Here is an 18,071-nt window from a genome sequence, read left to right as displayed (position 1 = left end):
TTAAGCGCTTACTACTAACCACTATCTACCTATGCACCACCACTGGTGTTCCTATTGATGCCCACTTAAATAGCCACTTAGCATGATTAGGAGCCACATTTACGCAGCCGTGGCTGACTGGCGTGCCAAATCTTCGATGCCAATAGGCACCGTGGATTGCATAGTTTCCACTGTAATACATAGTAAATGGAACGTCGGGAATGTCATAGTCCCTACCCTGCATTCGCGCAGACTTATGCTTGGATTGAATCTGAAAAACACCAGTGCGAGTCGGGGTCGATTTCTTACCTGTAGAAACAATGATTGCATAGACAGGTTTGCCACCTTCCCAAGCTGTTAAGCGTTGGTCTGAAAGGTTAATTTGAATCCAACGCTGAGTTGACTGTTGTAGGGTCTGTATTTGTTGTTTAATTGTTTGACTTTTTGATTGTGCCCAAACCTCATTTGAAGAAGTCATAAACACATTCAAGGTCAGTGCTGTCCCAGTCAGGAATATTTTTAAGTGACGCACCCAGTAAGGATAACTCAGGCTTTTCATGGCAGATTCATTCAAATTACGGACTTTGGGGAAAGCTTTTATACTAACTAGAGGGAGTAGAGCCTTTTCCTCTGCTGCCAACATTTCATACAAGTCGCTGTACTGATTTAAGATTGAAACGGTAGTGCCAAGGTGATGAGAAACTCTGTTCCTTCTCCTAATTTTGACTTACAAGTTAAAGTCCCCCCGTGTTTTTCCACCACAATAGAATAGGCGATCGCTAACCCTAAGCCAGTCCCCTTGCCTACAGGTTTGGTAGTGAAAAATTGGTCAAAGATTTTTTATTTTACATTCTCAGACATTCCTATTCCATTGTCAGCGATCCGAATTAACACATTCTTCTTTTCTGGTGTAACAACTGTCGCAATCCTAATTTGTCCTTTGTCTTTCACTAAGGACAAATCATTATTGGCAAATGGCTCTTCTATGGCATCAATGGCATTTGCTAGAATGTTCATAAAAACTTGGTTTATTTGCCCTGCATAACATTCAACTAGGGGCAAATTCCCATATTCCTTAACTACCTCAATTTCTGGACGCTTTTGAGTGGCTTTCAGACGACTACCCAAGAGCATTAGGGTGCTATCAATGCCATCGTGCAAGTTCACTGCCTTACATTTCGCTTCATCTAAGCGGGAAAATATTCGCAGCGATCGCACAATTTCCTGAATGCGATTAGTCCCCACTGCCATTGAGGATAACACCTTGGGAAGGTCTTTCTTAATAAATTCTAGCTCAATTTCCTCTGAATAAGCTGGAATTTTTTCAATGGAATCAGGGGCCTGAACTTCATATAATTCCAGCAATTTCAGCAATTTTTCGATATATTGTGCTGCGTAGTGCAAGTTGCCTTCAATGAAATTCACTGGATTGTTAATTTCGTGAGCCACTCCCGCCACCAATTGCCCCAAGGAAGACATTTTTTCCTGTTGCACCAACTTGAGTTGAGTTCTACGCAGTTCTAAGTGAACATTAATCCGGGCTAATACCTCTTCGTGTTGAATAGGTTTAGTAATATAATCCACCGCTCCTAGTTGCAACCCCTTAACCTTATCGACAACATCAGAAAGAGCGGTCATAAAAATCACTGGAATCCGCTTCGTTTTTGGGTTATCTTTCAGACGACGGCAGATTTCAAACCCATCAATTCCTGGCATGATCACATCTAATAAAATTAATTCTGGTAATGTCTCTTGTGCTTTTAAAAGCGCACTTTCAGCATTCTTAGCTACGGAGACTTGAAACCCAGAATGATGCAAAATATCAATTAAAATCTTAATATTTGTAGGAATGTCATCAACAATTAAGATAGTGTTTTGCTGAAGAGGTAGCATTTGATAATCTCAGACCATAAAGGGTTTAACTAAATTAGCGATCGCCTCATCGTCAAATTCTTCAGCTAACTTTAATACCTGGTTAGCAAAGATTGTATATTTAGGGTCTAGTTGCTTGATTCGATTAGCTTCCTCTACTATACGCAAAGCATAACCACCTTTAGCAGCTTGATACAGGGAGGTAAGTTTCTCTGTTGGAGGAATGACCATGTCACTAACCTGGGTGGAACTGTTCTGAGCCTGGGCGGCTAATTCCTCATTGTCCTTGGTTTTATAAATCCATCCCAACCCCAAATAATGCTGTAATTGGTCGAGCAACTCTGTTGCTTGCACAGGTTTGGGAAGAAAATCATCACAGCCGGCTTCTCGACTTTTTTGGCGATCAAAGCTAAACACACTTGCAGAAGAAGCAATAATCAGTGCATTTTTAAAGACTTCCAAATTCCGCAAACATTGAGTCATCTCAAAGCCATTCATGACAGGCATTGTTAAGTCAGTAATAATTAAATCTGGTTGAAATTCCCTAGCTTTTTCTAAACCCTCTTGCCCATGACTTGCCTCAATCATCTGAAAACCGATTGGTTCGAGCAGATTGACAATCACAGCGCGGTTTTCCCAACGGTCATCGACAATCAGGATTGTCCGTTGCTCGCCTTGATAGCCAATCACGTTTTTCTCCAATTTAGACTGTTCTAACTCAATCCACTCTGTTGCTTCTAGTAAATCGAGGTCAAACCAAAACTGACTACCTTCTCCATAGGTACTCTCGACTTTAATTTCACCGCCCATCATTTCCACAATTTTGCGGCTGATGGCTAGTCCTAAGCCAGTACCTTCTGCCTTGCGTGAGCTATCTCCCACCTGTTCAAAAGGCAGAAAGATTTTCTCTAACTGTTGGGGAGTCATCCCAACGCCTGTATCTTCCACTTGGAAGCGAATTTTGTGAATAGCTAATTGCTCTTGATCATTAGCAATTACCCCTACTTTAAAAGTCACGCCACCTTTATTAGTGAATTTAATAGCATTCCCCAACAGGTTAACCAACACTTGTCGCAGACGTTTTTCATCAGCATGAATGGCAGTGGGTAGGTGGTTTAATGCTTTATAACTAAAGCCAATTTCTTTTTGTTCTGCCTTAATGCGGCAAATTTCCTGAACTTCCATTAAAAAGTTTTCAAAATGAAAGTCTGTGGGGTAGAGTTCTAGCTTTTGTGCCTCGATTTTAGAGATGTCTAACACATCATTAATCAGTGTCAGCAGGTGAGAACCGCATTGGTAGATGATGCTGAGTCCGTCGTGTTGCTTAGAACTGGTAATTCTATCCCGTTGCAGGATTTGGGCGTAGCCGAGAATGCCGTTGAGGGGAGTCCGCAGTTCATGGCTCATGGTATACGACGAGGGAATCTTTAATAAAAAAATTGCCTGGATTCTCGTTTTTCTTGTAGGAACAACAATGGGAATTGTCATGGCGTTAGATGCTTTTTCTGGAGAATTGCTGCTCGCCATAATCCTTGGTGTCTCAATCACGTCAAAATTTGATGTTTGGGCATTTAGAATATCAGGATTAATAGCATTACTCGTTCCAGGAATATACACATTAATACAGTCTGATGGCTTAGAGTCTCATTTAAGGTGGCTTCCTATTGCAATCCTCACCACCGCAGGAGTGCTTGACGAATTTTTGGACGGTTTATCTGATAGAAAATACTTTCAGATATTCAAATATCGTCCTATCCTAGAAATAACAATGCTTTTGACAGTTTTTATGAAGCTTTTCCCTCTTACATATTCTTTCGCACTTCTATCATTTGATTTGGGCTACCTTACAGTAGCAAAAATTAGTCTTCGGATAAAAGAAATGACAAACATTTCAGTAGTAGAAAAAGTATAATTACAAAAATGACAACAGCGATTTTGTAATTAAAAGAGCATATTGTTTGCATTCAAATTGCATCAATATCAATGAGATGAAAAGCTCCGACAAAACTCGTTAAAAAAGGAATATTTTTTCAAGATGTTCGGCAAAAAGTCTCTCTTTTTCAACGGAAGTTTGTACGATAGCTATCATAATGCAGGTAAGTCATACTTTTATCAAAAGCTGGAAGATATTCCTCTTTGGCTTAACTTGGCAAGAAAGTATGGCGAGCCAATTCTGGAGCTAGCTTGTGGTACGGGTAGAATATCAATACCTTTGGCAGAGCAGGGTTTTCAAGTCACAGGAATTGATATTTCTCAGTCCATGCTAGATGTAGCCAAACAGAAATCTTCTCAAGTCGAATGGCTCGAAGCTGATATCCGAGATTTTAAACTGGAGAAAAAGTTTGCCCTGATTATATTACCTTATTTTCTCCTAATGGGTCTGTTGAAATTAAAAGACATAGAAACCTGTTTGGATTGTGTGAGAAGACATCTACAACCAGGAGGAACATTAATCATAGATGTAATGAATCCTTCTCGTAAATTTCTCTTAGATTTACTTCTCCTTTCCCAAAAAAGATTTCTTGATTGCATCTTCCCAAATCCTGAAGGCAAGGATAACATCGTAGTTACAATCGAAAGGGGATATGTTGTAGAACAACAAATTCTTATAGAAAAGCTGTTTTATAATATTCCAGGAGAAACAGAAGAAGTTGTTGATGAGTTAAAACTTCGGTTGTATTTTCCAGAAGAACTGGAAATGTTGCTCAAGTATAATGGGTTCACAATTGAGCGCAAGTTTGGAGACTACGATATGACACCGTTTACCTCAGAATCACCCCAACAGATTGTAGTTTGTAAGGCAAGTTTGTGAACCTATTACCTTTTGACACTCCCACGGCTACGTGAATATCGCGCTTTGCGCTCATTCCCGTAAAAAGCCGTGGGATTCTTGGTTCATTGACTCACCATTAGACAGCAGGCTTGCGCCAACCACCCAAGAGGGCAAATCTCCCCAAGCGTAGGTTCCCGTGTGCCCCACGCTTCCGAAATATATAAATAATTGCCGAAATCATCTTGTATCTGGAGATGAGGGGACAAGGGTGACGGGTATGAGGACAACAGGTCTATTGAGTGTTGACTAATTTTTGCATCAACTTGGCTGCTTGTTGAGTTACCCCCTCCCAATCTCCATTATCTACACATTGTTTGGGAAATAATTGACTACTCAAACCAACTGCGCTCGCCCCTGCTTGTAAAAATTCCTTGGCATTTTCTAAAGTGACACCCCCTGTTGGAATCAAGGGAATATGACCTAGTGGTCCTCGCAAACTTTTGATATAGCTGACCCCTCCCACTGCTTCCACGGGAAACACCTTGACACAGGTTGCCCCACTAGACCAAGCGGTCATTATTTCGGTTGGGGAGAGCGCTCCTGGTATGATAGGTACGCCTATATCGACAGCGGCTTGAATCATGACTGGGTCAACGTGAGGAGTGAAGAGAAACTGTGCCCCTGCAGCAATTGCTTCCCTCATTTGCTGTAAATTTAGCAGCGTACCAGTTCCAATAGTACATTTAGGTAATTCTACTCGTAGTTGCGCGATCAATTCAGTAGCACCAGCACTATTCCAGGTAATTTCAATTAACTGCATTCCCCCAGATGCAACAGCTAAAGCCATTTGGCGTGTCAAGGACACTTGGGGGGCGCGAATAACTGCAATTGCTTTGTGTTGTTTGATTTGTGATAACCAAGGTTCACCAGACATCTTTATCAGGTTTTAGATTTGGTAGTTTCAATGACAATAAACTGTAGCTCTCTACCTTTTAGCTCTCTCATTTATGCTTAATAATTATTAAATCTTTTCCTTATCTTACCATAGATAGATTTAGTTTAAACACTGAAAAGCTGTGTCCCGATTTTAGCTCTATCTTTAGAAAGATAGACTTAATTATTTAATATTTAGTTATTTAGTTTTGAATAAATACTCTCCACCCTAATAGCTAAATAAGTAATAACTAATGACTGATGACCAATCTTTTAAATTAAGTCGCCAGCCAGATGAAAACAATCCCATCTATTTTTACTCTAAAGAGATAGATGTTCTTAATAAAGTAATAACAGCATTATGCCTCTCTACAAACTTGCAGACTTTGATCCAAACTATCGAGAAACTTTTGGTGGCGACGATATCAGGGATTTAGACTTATATACCCAAGGCGGAGTAAAAGTTGGCTCAGTTGCCGATGTGCTAGTTGATGCAGATGGTCGTTTTCGCTATCTAGTTATAGACACTCAATACAATTCTTCTAGTAAAAGAATACTACTACCGATTGGTCTTTCTCGTATTGATTATAATCAGCAGCGCGTGTATGTTGATGGACTCAGCAAAGAGCAACTGCAAAGTTTGCCTGAGTACAGAGACAACATGACCGTTGATTACGATTATGAAGAGCAGGTACGCGGCGCTTATCGTCCAATGTCTAGTGATGTGGCTTACAATCGCGATACCTACAATTACCAACAAGACGCATCCCTGTACAACTTGAATGAGCAGGACCATCAAACTTTCAAACTGTACGAAGAACGGCTCATTGCCAACAAAAACCGTATCAAGACAGGGGAAGTAGCAATTGGTAAGCACATTGAGACAGAAACAGCACGGGTTTCAGTACCAATTGAAAGAGAGCGAGTTGTCATTGAGCGAGTTAATTCTACAGAAGTAGGGACAGCAGTAAATCCCAGCGAACTCCACTTTCAAGAAGGGGAAATAACACGGATAGAAATCTACGAAGAAACACCTGAAATTCATAAAGAGGCGTTTGTGCGTGAGGAAATCCGCGTCAGAAAAGTGGTTGATAGAGATACAGTTGAAGCACAAGAAACAATTCGTCGGGAAGAGTTAGATATTAATACTCAAGGGGATTTGCCCATACAAACTGATGTAACTCCATCTGACCGTGTTTAAATTGCTTACTCAAATCGAGTAGAATTTTACTGACAAAAGTGCAGGCAAGAGGGAAAGTGTTCACTTTTGCCTGTGTTTATTATTTAAATAGATAATCTTAAACAGAAGTTTAATAAATCCTTAAAAAATCTACTATATAAATAAAAAAAAATAAAAAATATACTACTCTTGAGCATTAATAATATAAGTTAAGTCAGTCGTTAGGGAGATGGAGCAAAGTAGCTAATTCTTTAGCCTAGTTGATAGGAGATAAAAATAGTTTGAGGGGGAATTAGCATGGCTTTACACAAAATCGCAGATTTCGACCCAAATTACCGAGATGCTTTTCAGGGTGATGACGTTAAGGGAATGGGTGTCTACACAGAAGGTACCGATGAAAAAATCGGTACCGTTAATGATGTTTTAGTAGATGAAGAAGGTCGTTTCCGCTATTTGGTCGTTGACTTAGGTTTTTGGATTTTTGGTAAGAAAGTCCTGTTACCAGTTGGTCGTTCTCGCATCGACTATAACGTTAATCGCGTTTTTGCCATTGGGATGACCAGAGAGCAAGCAGAAAACTTACCTGAGTTCAATGAGCGTCAGGTTCTTGATTATGACTATGAAGAGCGGGTACGCGGTGTATATCGCACTCCCGGACTTTCTACTCAAGCTGTAGAATCATCGGCTCCTTTGGAAGCATCAGCTCCTTTGGCAGATACAACATATCCACCTGCGACAGCAGGATATCAGCAAACACCTGTAGCAAATTCCACTTACGACCGTAATACCTACAATTACGAGCACGATGCGCCTTTGTTCCAGATGAACGACCGGGATCATCAGACTCTGAGACTGTACGAAGAACGGCTGATTGCGAATAAGACTCGTCAGAAAGCTGGGGAAGTAGCGGTTGGCAAACACGTTGAAACCGAAACAGCACGAGTTGCCGTTCCAGTAGAAAAAGAGCGCGTTGTTGTTGAGCGAGTCACTCCAGCAGATGCTGGTAGAGCAGTTGCTCCTGGTGAAGCTAACTTCCGCGAAGGAGAAGTTGCTCGCATGGAAATCTACGAAGAAACAGCTGACATTCGTAAAGAAGCTTTTGTGCGTGAAGAAGTCAGAGTGAAGAAAGTCGTAGACCAAGAAACCATTGAGGCGCAAGAAACAATTCGCCGTGAAGAATTGGATGTGAATGCTCCTGGTCTTCCCATTGATGAGCGATAAATCAAACCTTGTACTTGCCTAATGAACCGTCAGCAGATGAATTTGCCTGGCTCGTAGCAAAAAGTCCTCTGTAAGAGAACTAGATGAGGCATTTACTCCATTTCAATGAATGTAGAGACGCGCAATTGCCTCGCTCCGCTTCGGAGTAGCTCTTAAGCGTCTCTACTTACCATTAATAAACAAATGGAATATAACATTTAGAGTTAACAGGTATTAGTTCTTAACAATGACTTACAAGACACTTCATATAAGCAATGAAAATGCAACTAGAATTGCAAGAATCAGCGCCCTGCTTGAAAGTTTGAGGACAAAAGTGAAAGATTTTGCCGTTATTGACAGGCAAGGTCAGCTAGTAGGTGGGGTAAGAGATTTAATTATAGATGCCAATCGTCAACTAGAGTTTGTGGTATCTCAATCAGATAGTCAGGTAAGCAATCGATCATTTCTATTAAGTAGCAAGATAGTAGAAAAAATCGATTCACAGATTCAAAAAATTTTTATAAACCTGGATAAATCACAAATACAATATCTACCTGAATATATAGAAAGAGAAAATCAAGTTAGTGAAATGGAACAAAATTCAAACTCTCAGGAAGTAAATACACAAGACTCAGAACTCAGGGCAGCAGTAGCAAATGCTACAGTTAGCTCTGTAGATTCAGTAGAAGATATTATTCGTTTGCTAGAAGAACGATTAGTCATTGACCGTAGTAAGCGCAAAGTTGGTGAGGTGATTGTCCGTAAAGAAATTGAAACCCAAATAGTACAGGTGCCTATCCGGCGCGAAAAACTGATAGTGGAACAAGTCAGCCCAGAACGCAAACAGCTTGCAGAAATAGATTTGGGGCAAGGAGAAATTTTTGGTGTTGATTTGAATGAAAATGAAAAGGAAACTCCTTTATTTGCCAATTCTAATGGCGCTCTAACTGTGAGGGGTGAATTTACCTCCCCTAAAATTGCTAGTTTGCTTTTAAATGCGATCGCCCTTGAGCGAAATCATGGATGCAAGGCGGTGCAAGTCACAATCCTTGTGGAAGACGAAGAACGTCAGAAAACATACCAAGAGTGGTTTGATCGCACCTCGAAAGATTAAGAAGCTAATTATTTAGTAAACAGTTATCAGCAATCAAATGACTGATAACTGTTTACTGGTAATTATTAAAACAAAGTTAAGCTAACGAGATTTTAACTTTAGTTCCTTCGCCACGCTAAAAGGAGTCAAGCCCATCGGCATTATGCAATGGAAGCGGGATAATTTTTATTTATATGGATTAGTAGAACCATTAACTGGAGAGCATTTTATTTGGGAATTCTCTCATTTAAATACAGCTTGTTTCAATATTTTTTTAGAAAAATTCTCAGAGACTTATTCTCAAGATATACATATTCTTCAGTTAGATAATGGAGCGTTTCATTTTAGTCAGCATCTCAAACTACCAGAAAATATAGTTTTGTTATTTCAGCCTCCGCATACACCTCAAGTTAATCCAATTGAAAGATTGTGGGAGGAGGTTAAAAGGCATTTAACTTGGGAAAGCTTCTCAACTTTAGATGAATTAAGAGAATTTATTTGGAAGCGATTGGAACAATTAAACACATCAATCGTTGCTTCTATTACAGGTTGGGATTTTATTCTTGATGCTTTATTTGTATCAGGCTTTTCGTGAAATGGTATCACACCCGAACAAGACGGACATATTTAGTACATTAGAACTGTATGTGAGGAGAGTTTGCTAGAGCTAAATAAGAATTACTACTATTAAGCTGAAGGTACAGTTAATAAAAATGATAATTATTTGTATGGAAGGTAAAGGCAGAGGCTGCCAACGTCAGCCTCTGCCTTTACCTTTTTTATAATTCCTTTTTTGGGTGTTTAAAGTGTTTATATAAAAGACAGAAATTTATCGCACAAACTCTGAGAAAAATGTCAAAATTTTAATTTCTATTGATTTTGGGTACTCTGTTGTCATGTTTAGCGTTAAAAATATTGAAATACAGAATATAGATCATTTGGGAATAGTAGACTCAATTGGGTTAGTAGACATAATTAATAATTTATTAGGCTCAGAACTAGGAGAAAAAGTCAGCGCTGGACATGTTGTCAAAGCAATGATTATAAATGGATTAGGTTTTGTTTCTAAACCTTTATATATGTTTCCGAAGTTTTTTGAGTCAATTCCTTGTGAACATTTAATCGGAACAGGAGTAAAAGCAGAGTATTTAAACGACGATAAACTTGGTAGAGTCATGGATAAATTATTTCTTAAAGGACTCGATACAATATTTTTAGCAGTGTCGTTAAATACAGTGAAAAAATTTAATATATCTCTCGAGTCATCACATCTAGACTCGTCATCAATGCATGTACATGGAGAATATAATTCGACTTTACCAGAAGTAATATTTGATTTCCAAAGAAATGGAAATGAGCAACACCAAGAAGATTCACAACTAAAATCATCACAAGCGATAAATTTAACATACGGTTACTCTCGCGACCACAGACCAGATTTGAAACAATTTCTCATAGAGTTAATATGCTCAGGAGATGGAGATATACCAATATTTTTTAAATCAGCATCTGGAAATCAAGCGGATTCATCATGTTTTGGTCAAATTGCAGTTGAATATAAAAAACAAATACAAGTTGATAGTCTAATAGTTGCAGATAGTGCCCTATATACAGAGCCGAATATCAAATTAATGTCCGATTTCAAGTGGTTATGTCGAGTACCTTTAACGATAAAAGCAGCACAATTATTAGTATCATCTCTAGACGAATCAGAATTTCTCGCAAGTAAATTATCAGGATATTCATTTGTAGAGAAAACAGTAGCTTATGCAGGGATAGAGCAAAGGTGGCTGGTGGTACAAAGCAAAGCGAGAAGGGAATCAGACCTCAAAAAACTATCACAAAAAATTACCAAGTCAAAAGAAAAAACAAAGAGCGATTTGAAAAAAACTCTTGCCAGAGAAATTTGCCTGTGAAGCAGATGCAATTCAGGGATTAACAAAACTCTCAAAACAATTTAAATATTACCAAATTGCTGAGAGTCAAATAACCGAGCAAACGTCAGATAATCCAGACGGCAAGCAAGAAAAATATTATCAAGTATCAGCAACTATATCCGAGAATGAAAGTAAAATCAACACGGAAACAAGAAGTGCAGGGCGTTTCATTATCGCCACAAATATTTTAGAATCAAATCAACTCAGTAATGATTCAATACTTTCTAAGTATAAAGCACAGCAATCCTGTGAAAGAGGATTTGGTTTTCTCAAAGACCCGTTATTTTTCGCAGATAGTATTTTTCTCAAATGTCCAGAGAGAATCGAAGCATTACCAATGATAATGGGTTTATGCTTATTGGTCTATACTCTGGCGCAAAGACAAATACGAACTGCTTTAGAAAAATCAAAATCTACGATTAAGAATCAGTTAGGTAAATCAACCAATCGTCCTACCTTACGGTGGATATTCCAATGTTTTCAATCGATTCATTTAGTGACATTTAGTCATCAAAAACAAATTTCTAACTGGAACCAAGATAGGGATTTTATACTGTCCCTCTTACCTGAGGATTGTCATCGCTACTATCAATTTCTTACATAATTTTTGATGCATTCTCTTTTTTAGAATTATTTATTGTTCCCCAAACGAGCTACCTTTATCCTGTTAATAGCTCTAAATCATCACGTTTAATTATATTTTTCCAAGTACTTACATATTCACAAACTTGATAATAAATGTAAGTCAGCATAGAAATTCATTTATTAATTATAGTCAAAACATATTTGATGATTATTGCTGCTTATTGACAATTGATTGGACATAGGAAATCAAGCTATTCACGCTCTACCAAATCTCTTTCTTGGATGACAAGTATTCTTTGCTTCTTTGTTGGTAAATTTATTTCAGTAATTACCGATTGTGACACTGGGGGGTGCGGAAGATGGGATTAAGCCCGCCTGCGGGGGCTATAAAATCATCGGGATTCCAGCGAGGCTGACTGATTATCCTGATGAGGACGCTGACGGGGGTGGTGTTTCATCATAATTTACCGCTTTGCCTAACCAAGTGGGACTGAAGGGGCAAAATTATGGTGTTATGAGCTATCTATCCTATGAGTGATTTGCTAAAATTTAATCCCATATTTAATGGGAAAACTGCAACACTTTCGCTTACAGCGTCTAAGCTGTTTCTTGACTCCTATGGTTCTAGCTTGCAGGCGATTTTTAGATAACTTCACGATTGCTGCTCGCCACATTTGTTGCATTTTGGTCTTGCGGTCGGAAAATTTGTGTAGTAGGTAATGATCCATAAGTCTCATGAGATGTTGCCAAAAATAGCCATATCCCAGAATGAGTTCATACCAACAGCGATCCCCAAATGTTTAAAAACTGTGAACCATTGATGAAAATACGTGGAAGATAACATAATATCAAGCAGAATTACTTTACCTATGAAAACAGGTCACTACAATTGTGCAATTAGATGCTGGTACTGCCAAATTGGAACTATTTCTTAAGTTTGGCAATCTAGGAATACGATTCATCTAAGTACACGGAGGCAAGTAGATAGAGCTATATTGGATGGCGAATCTCTAATGGCTAATACATAACTGAAGATTGGCTAGAGACAAAAGTACAATTAGCAGTTAAAAATGCAGTTATTTGAGTGCTGTTTAATTCTCCCTACCTGTTGATCATACCCATTTCGATAAAATGACTTGGCACAATCTGAAAACTCAACAGCGCTTTGATAAGCGACACACATGAATCAACTGAACAATGGTTTCACTCTTTTTCTGAGTCTGCTAGTCGAGGCGATACCTTTCTTGTTGCTTGGGGTTTTGTTCTCTAGTTTGCTACTGTTGTTTGTAGATGAGCGCAAACTGGTGGAAAAAATGCCCAAAAACCCCTTATTGGGTGCATTAGTCGGGAGTCTAGTGGGCTTTGTATTTCCTGTTTGTGAATGCGGCAACGTACCAGTTGCGCGGCGGTTGCTGATGCAAGGAGTACCCACACCAGTGGCAATTGGCTTTTTGCTAGCAGCACCAACTATCAATCCCGTCGTTATTTGGGCAACTTGGACGGCGTTTCGCGATCAGCCAGAAATAGTGGTGTTACGAGTCGTGTTTTCCCTAATGATTGCAATCATTGTTAGCGTTGTCTTTAGTGTTCAAAAAGACTTAGGGTCAATGGTACAACCTGCGATCGCTCGTTATCTGAAATTTAACCCACCTGCAAAACCAGAACCCAAACGCCGCAGAAGTAAATTAGTCCAACAGCAGCAAGCAACAGTACCCACTTTGTTACAGTCTGGGACTTATTTGCTTGGAGGGCAAGCAAGTCAAAGCACGCGGATGGATGCTAGTGCCTTGCAAGCAAACATGGCAGCCTCTAAACCCAGTAAACCCCTGCCAGATAAACTGCGGTTGTTGGTGGATAATTGTGTGCAAGAATTGCGCGAATTGGGGGCAGTGTTGGTCATAGGAAGTGCCATTGCTGCTGCCGTTCAAGTATTAGCCCCCCGTGAATTTATCCTCAGTTTGGGGGCAGGTCCAATTAGTTCAATCATTGTCATGCTGATATTAGCGGCGGTGGTATCAATTTGTTCTACAGTAGATTCATTCTTTGCCCTATCTTTTGCCTCGACCTTTACCAGTGGTTCCTTGTTAGCTTTTCTGGTATTTGGACCGATGATTGACATCAAAGGCATTGGTTTATTGTTATCAATTTTTAAACCAAGGGCTGTAGTCTACTTGTTTGTTTTAGCAGGACAGTTAACATTTTTATTCACCCTCTTCATCAACTTACACGTCATTTAACAAATGCGTTATTTGTTCCTTGCTAATAACAAATGACTAATGACTAAACACCAATGACTTCAATCCCAAAAACAAAATCTAAAATCCGCCCTGATAAATTACAGCCATGGTTGGATGTTTTAGCAATCACAGCTTGGGGCATTTTAATCCTAAAATACTGGCTAACTAATAAGCTAAACTTGTTAATTCACCCCGATTACTTTTGGTTAGCAATTACAGGTGCCATTGGCTTGCTAATTATTAGTTTATTTAAAGCACTGCAACTTTTGCAACGGCATCCTCGTGAGGTGACTCCAAATGTCCAGCACCTAACTTTATTTCCACCCGGTTGGGGCAGTGCTTTACTATTAACAGCAGCAATCCTAGGATTAACAATCACACCCCGCGTCTTTGCCAGCCAAACAGCACTTCAGCGGGGTGTAACAGATTTAGTGGGAGCAACACGCGCCCAACCTCAAGCCTTTCGCGCTTCCGTCCGTCCAGAAGAGCGAACACTCGTAGATTGGGTACGTACGCTTAACGTCTACCCGGAACCAGACGCATATACAGGACAAAAAGCCAAGGTACAGGGATTTGTTATCCACACACCAGATTTAGGAAAAGAACATTTATTCTTGGCACGATTTGTCTTAACTTGCTGTGCCGCCGATGCCTATCCCGTGGGATTACCCATAAAACTGAAAGAAACTCGTGATAACTACCCACCCGACACCTGGCTAGAAGTCGAAGGACAAATGGTCACGGAAAACCTCGCAGATAAACGTCAACTAACCATCAGTGCGACCTCCTTGAAAAAAATTCCTCAGCCGAAAAATCCCTATACTTACTAGAGAAATGGTTAGTTGTTAGTTGTTAGTTGTCAAAAATTCCGACTAACTACTAACTACCAACAACTAACTCATAAGTAATGATTAATGACTAATGACTACGAGTAAAACTTTTTTCCAACCACTAGATCGTGTTGCTATAGGACTGATACTCATCCTTAGTCTGCTGATTGGGCTATTGATATTACAAGGTGATGCGGTTAAGCCTAGCGTACGTCATTTTAGCTGGCAGAACCAACAAATTGGAGCAGATGATACATCATTCACCCTTACCTTTAGTCGCCCAATGAACTCAAAAAGCGTAGAGGATAACTTAAAAATTGATCCGCCCTTAGCAGGTAAAGTTAGTTGGGCAGGACGGCGAATGGTTTACACGCTTGTGACACCAGCCCCCTATGGCACAACGTACAAAGTGCAAATACAGGGAGCTAAGGATAAATTTTCCGAACAAGAAGGAAAAAATAGACAGATACAACCTTTTACAGCGAGTTTCAGCACACGCGATCGCGTTATTCTTTACGTTGGAGCAGATCAACAAGACAAGGGGCGATTAGTTCTCTACAACCTCAGCCAAGAACAAAAAAAGGTACTCACCCCGAAAGACTTAGTTGTCATGGATTTTAAGCCCTTTCCAAATGGAGAGAAAATTTTATTTTCTGCTCGTAAAGTAGGAAACCAAGATTTACTTTCAACTCAGCTTTATACTGTAACAACGGGTATTTCTGCACAAGCTGAAAAACAACCAGAAGCACCAGGTAGAGTTGACTTGCTTTTGGATAATAAGGAATATCAAAACCTGAAATTTGACTTATCGCCTGATGGGCAAATTCTCGTTGTCCAACGAGGGAAAAAAGATGATCCAGGCGATTTTGGGCTGTGGTTTATGCCAGTCAACAGCGAGAATTCTCAAGAACAATCAACCCCCAAACGTCTGCAAAGTCAACCAGGGGGAGACTTTATTATTACGCCGGATAGCAAAGCTGTGGCAGTTGCCCAAGGTCAGGGAGCAGCGATATTATCGCTGCAAACAAACGCCAGTAAACCCCTAGATTTTCTGCCACAGTTTGGCTTAGTGCAGGCTTTTTCTAAGGATGGTTCGCAAGCGGCAATGGTGAAGTTTAATACAGATTACACGCGAGATTTGTTTTTAGTGACTAACCAAGGCGTCCAAAAACAACTGTTACGCACCAAAGGCTCAATTCTTAGCTGTCAGTTTGATACTGCCTCACCCACCCTTTACTGTTTGCTGACACAGCTGTTGCCAGGGGAACTTTATCAGGAACAGCCATATTTAGTGGCAATCAACCTCAAAAACGGAGAACAGAAACCACTGCTGGTACTACCACCAGACCAACGCAATGTGGAGATGAGTTTAGCACCTGATGGTTTAGGGTTGTTATTTGACCAAGTTGTCCCACAGACAACCCCCTCTAACTCATCAGCAGCAAATATGTTAACAACTGATGACGGACAGCCAATAGCTAGCAGTAGCTTATGGTTAATGCCCCTGCTGCCCATCGCAGACCCACCAGCAACAAACGACATCAAGCCAGAACAACTTCCCTTAGTTGGATTTCACCCACGTTGGCTGCCGTGAAGAAGAGGGAGAGATGTTCTGGAGCCAGCGATAAGGATTAGTACCGATACTGCATTTACACCTTAATGGTAATATTCTTATAGAATAATAGACACTACGTGTACAACACACCTTCCCAAAATCATAGTTGGTATCTTACCGGGTGAAAACTGCTATAACTGTTTAGCACAAACAAGTAAAGTGAGGCTTTTCAACAGCATCTGTTGCTTCAGCAAAAACGGAAGTATTTTTTTACTTCTGCTTTTTTTGCACTTAGCAGTGAGGAAAAGCTATAACTAACTCATGTTTAGTGACTTAATCTCAGAGGAGCTAAACTTGCCTTCTATAGTCTCTTTTGATCAGACAGCATTTATATGTAATGCTACCGCAGTCTCTGCTTTTTTAATTTAAAGCTGGTGGGTGAGGAGAGAGTGATGAATGAAGCTGACACCCCAAACAATGGGGATTTTGTTAAACCCCTAACAACTCCCAATTCGCTGCAACCCGAGCAGGTGAGTTGTCCATTTTACTCGGTTAGCAAGAGTGAAAACACTGGTATTACGATGCCACTACTGGCACCAGCACAAAACAAGCCGTGCGAAAGCGAAATTCCATCAGAAGAAAATGCACCCCAGCAGGACTGGGTTGCACAGCCCGACCGCGAAAAACAAGAACTCGTAGACGCTGAATTCAAGAAACTGCTGGAGTTGAATGCAGAATTACATTCTGCCAACAACGACTTGTATGACAAAGTCGAGGAGCTAAAAGCTGCCTTAACTGAGTCGGAAAAAGCTTTGCAGTGGCAGAAAAAGCGCTCAAGTGTTACAGAGTCAATGCTTAACCAACAAGCTCACGAACTGGCTGCGGCTCAAGAGCAAGTAAAGTCTTTATTTCAACAGTTGGAAACTGCTGTGCAAACTGTTCAGTGCCAGGAAAGTTCGATTGATAATTACAAAGTGCAGCTAGAAATTAGCCAACAACGCCTCGCTCAGTTAGAACGGGAATGTGCCCTGATTCAATCTAGTTACAACGACCAGTCTCACCAGCTATTGCAATCAGAAAATGCTTGTCGAGAGCTAAAAACGAGGCTGATGCGACAACAACGTCAGACCTTGCAATTCAAAGCCGCTCTGGAAAAGTGTCTAGAAGCACCTGTCCCCAGCTACGATGTCTTTGATAATAACGACATAGACACCAGTCAAACAAGACCATCTGAGCACTCTAGCTTTTTGTTTACCCAAGCGCAGCCGATTCGACCTTGGTCAGCCCAACCAGAATCCTTTACGGATAGTCTAGATAATTCTTGGGAGGAAACGCCAGTATCACTCTCACATCAATGGGATACTTCCACACCCAATTTATCGTCTACTTGGAACACGTCAGATACACAAGAAACACCTACACAACCGCAACCAGTTGACACACCAGAACCGAAAATTGAAACAGTTTCATCTTTGGGTTCTACAACCTTAGAAGAGCAATTGGATGGTGTGATCCAAATGTTTTTCGTTGCCAATCCTGTCTCTACATCTTCACAGCCACCTGCTGAAAAAAATGCAGACATTACCCTGGCGTCTGAGACTATCTGGGAAACTTCTGCAATACCCCTTGCAGATGAACCAGAAACTGCTAAATTGTCGCCAATTCATGATGGTCTAGAGCAAACAGAGGATTACTGGACAGAGGTATCACAATCGTCATCCCTGGAAGTACCAGCAACTGCTGACCCTCAAGAGCCATCGACAGACCATCCCACCAACCTCAACTCCCCCTCCCCACTGCTCTATCCGCAGCGTCCACCCAAAAGGAGAAAGTCTTTGGCTGCTGTAGAGCTACCAAATTTTCGTCAGAATAGTCATTAGTCCTTTGTCATTAGTCA

15 protein-coding genes and 2 pseudogenes are annotated in these 18,071 nt (G+C 40.4%); 12 read left to right on the top strand and 5 right to left on the bottom strand.

Going from position 1 to position 18,071, the window contains the following annotated elements:
- Positions 1–25: 25 nt before the first annotated feature.
- From MAS10914_RS0123020 to MAS10914_RS30870, 4 genes are all read right to left on the bottom strand, one after another.
- Positions 26–538: a L,D-transpeptidase gene (locus MAS10914_RS0123020; RefSeq protein ID WP_026082758.1), complete on the bottom strand. Its 513-nt coding sequence runs from the start codon at positions 536–538 to the stop codon at positions 26–28.
- A 107-nt stretch (positions 539–645) separates the two neighbouring features.
- Positions 646–816: an ATP-binding protein gene (locus MAS10914_RS36690; RefSeq protein ID WP_408605897.1), complete on the bottom strand. Its 171-nt coding sequence runs from the start codon at positions 814–816 to the stop codon at positions 646–648.
- Between the two features lie 3 nt (positions 817–819).
- On the bottom strand, positions 820–1,872 hold the full coding sequence (locus tag MAS10914_RS31725) for a sensor histidine kinase (RefSeq protein ID WP_017318308.1): 1,053 nt from the start codon (positions 1,870–1,872) through the stop codon (positions 820–822).
- A gap of 9 nt (positions 1,873–1,881) precedes the next feature.
- Entirely contained in the window at positions 1,882–3,339 is a 1,458-nt protein-coding gene (locus MAS10914_RS30870; RefSeq protein WP_232224219.1) for an ATP-binding protein, read from the bottom strand.
- Here MAS10914_RS30870 and MAS10914_RS30865 point away from each other — a divergent pair.
- Both MAS10914_RS30865 and MAS10914_RS0123000 read left to right on the top strand, forming a co-directional pair.
- Positions 3,326–3,763 carry a hypothetical protein gene (locus tag MAS10914_RS30865; RefSeq protein WP_232224218.1) on the top strand — a complete coding sequence of 146 codons (438 nt, stop codon included), beginning with the start codon at positions 3,326–3,328 and terminating at the stop codon, positions 3,761–3,763. The genes MAS10914_RS30870 and MAS10914_RS30865 overlap by 14 nt on opposite strands.
- Before the next feature lie 123 nt (positions 3,764–3,886).
- A complete protein-coding gene (locus tag MAS10914_RS0123000) occupies positions 3,887–4,663 on the top strand; it encodes a class I SAM-dependent DNA methyltransferase (RefSeq protein WP_017318305.1) in 777 nt (258 codons plus the stop codon).
- Between the two features lie 253 nt (positions 4,664–4,916).
- Here the strand turns inward: MAS10914_RS0123000 and MAS10914_RS0122995 are convergent, their stop codons facing one another.
- Positions 4,917–5,558: a bifunctional 4-hydroxy-2-oxoglutarate aldolase/2-dehydro-3-deoxy-phosphogluconate aldolase gene (locus MAS10914_RS0122995; RefSeq protein WP_017318304.1), complete on the bottom strand. Its 642-nt coding sequence runs from the start codon at positions 5,556–5,558 to the stop codon at positions 4,917–4,919.
- Positions 5,559–5,918: 360 nt separating this feature from the next.
- Between MAS10914_RS0122995 and MAS10914_RS0122990 the strand changes: the two genes are divergently transcribed.
- The 10 genes and pseudogenes from MAS10914_RS0122990 to MAS10914_RS0122945 all read left to right on the top strand — a co-directional run bounded on the left by MAS10914_RS0122990 (position 5,919) and on the right by MAS10914_RS0122945 (position 18,054).
- Positions 5,919–6,758 carry a DUF2382 domain-containing protein gene (locus tag MAS10914_RS0122990; RefSeq protein ID WP_017318303.1) on the top strand — a complete coding sequence of 280 codons (840 nt, stop codon included), beginning with the start codon at positions 5,919–5,921 and terminating at the stop codon, positions 6,756–6,758.
- A 276-nt stretch (positions 6,759–7,034) separates the two neighbouring features.
- The gene (locus tag MAS10914_RS0122985) at positions 7,035–7,958 is read left to right on the top strand and encodes a DUF2382 domain-containing protein (RefSeq protein ID WP_017318302.1); all 924 of its coding nucleotides are present in this window, start codon (positions 7,035–7,037) and stop codon (positions 7,956–7,958) included.
- Positions 7,959–8,184: 226 nt separating this feature from the next.
- Positions 8,185–9,051: a DUF2382 domain-containing protein gene (locus tag MAS10914_RS0122980; RefSeq protein WP_017318301.1), complete on the top strand. Its 867-nt coding sequence runs from the start codon at positions 8,185–8,187 to the stop codon at positions 9,049–9,051.
- 127 nt (positions 9,052–9,178) lie between these two features.
- Positions 9,179–9,625: pseudogene (locus tag MAS10914_RS0122975) on the top strand (transposase); the annotation flags it as partial.
- Positions 9,626–9,926: 301 nt separating this feature from the next.
- Positions 9,927–11,571: pseudogene (locus MAS10914_RS33130) on the top strand (IS1634 family transposase).
- Between the two features lie 318 nt (positions 11,572–11,889).
- Positions 11,890–12,015, top strand: coding sequence for a hypothetical protein (locus MAS10914_RS36305; protein WP_269635074.1), 126 nt, complete (start codon positions 11,890–11,892; stop codon positions 12,013–12,015).
- Positions 12,016–12,733: 718 nt separating this feature from the next.
- Positions 12,734–13,789 (top strand): permease, encoded by a 1,056-nt coding sequence (locus MAS10914_RS0122960; RefSeq protein WP_017318298.1) that lies wholly within the window; start codon positions 12,734–12,736, stop codon positions 13,787–13,789.
- 53 nt (positions 13,790–13,842) lie between these two features.
- Positions 13,843–14,619, top strand: coding sequence for a TIGR03943 family putative permease subunit (locus tag MAS10914_RS0122955; protein WP_017318297.1), 777 nt, complete (start codon positions 13,843–13,845; stop codon positions 14,617–14,619).
- A gap of 91 nt (positions 14,620–14,710) precedes the next feature.
- Positions 14,711–16,213, top strand: a complete 1,503-nt coding sequence (locus MAS10914_RS0122950) for an Ig-like domain-containing protein (protein WP_017318296.1) — start codon at positions 14,711–14,713, stop codon at positions 16,211–16,213.
- 413 nt (positions 16,214–16,626) lie between these two features.
- The gene (locus MAS10914_RS0122945; protein WP_017318295.1) at positions 16,627–18,054 is read left to right on the top strand and encodes a hypothetical protein; all 1,428 of its coding nucleotides are present in this window, start codon (positions 16,627–16,629) and stop codon (positions 18,052–18,054) included.
- Positions 18,055–18,071: the final 17 nt, after the last annotated feature.

Source organism: Mastigocladopsis repens PCC 10914, assembly GCF_000315565.1.
In the GTDB taxonomy this organism is placed as follows: domain Bacteria; phylum Cyanobacteriota; class Cyanobacteriia; order Cyanobacteriales; family Nostocaceae; genus Mastigocladopsis; species Mastigocladopsis repens.
This window is presented reverse-complemented; position numbering and strand designations above follow the sequence as displayed.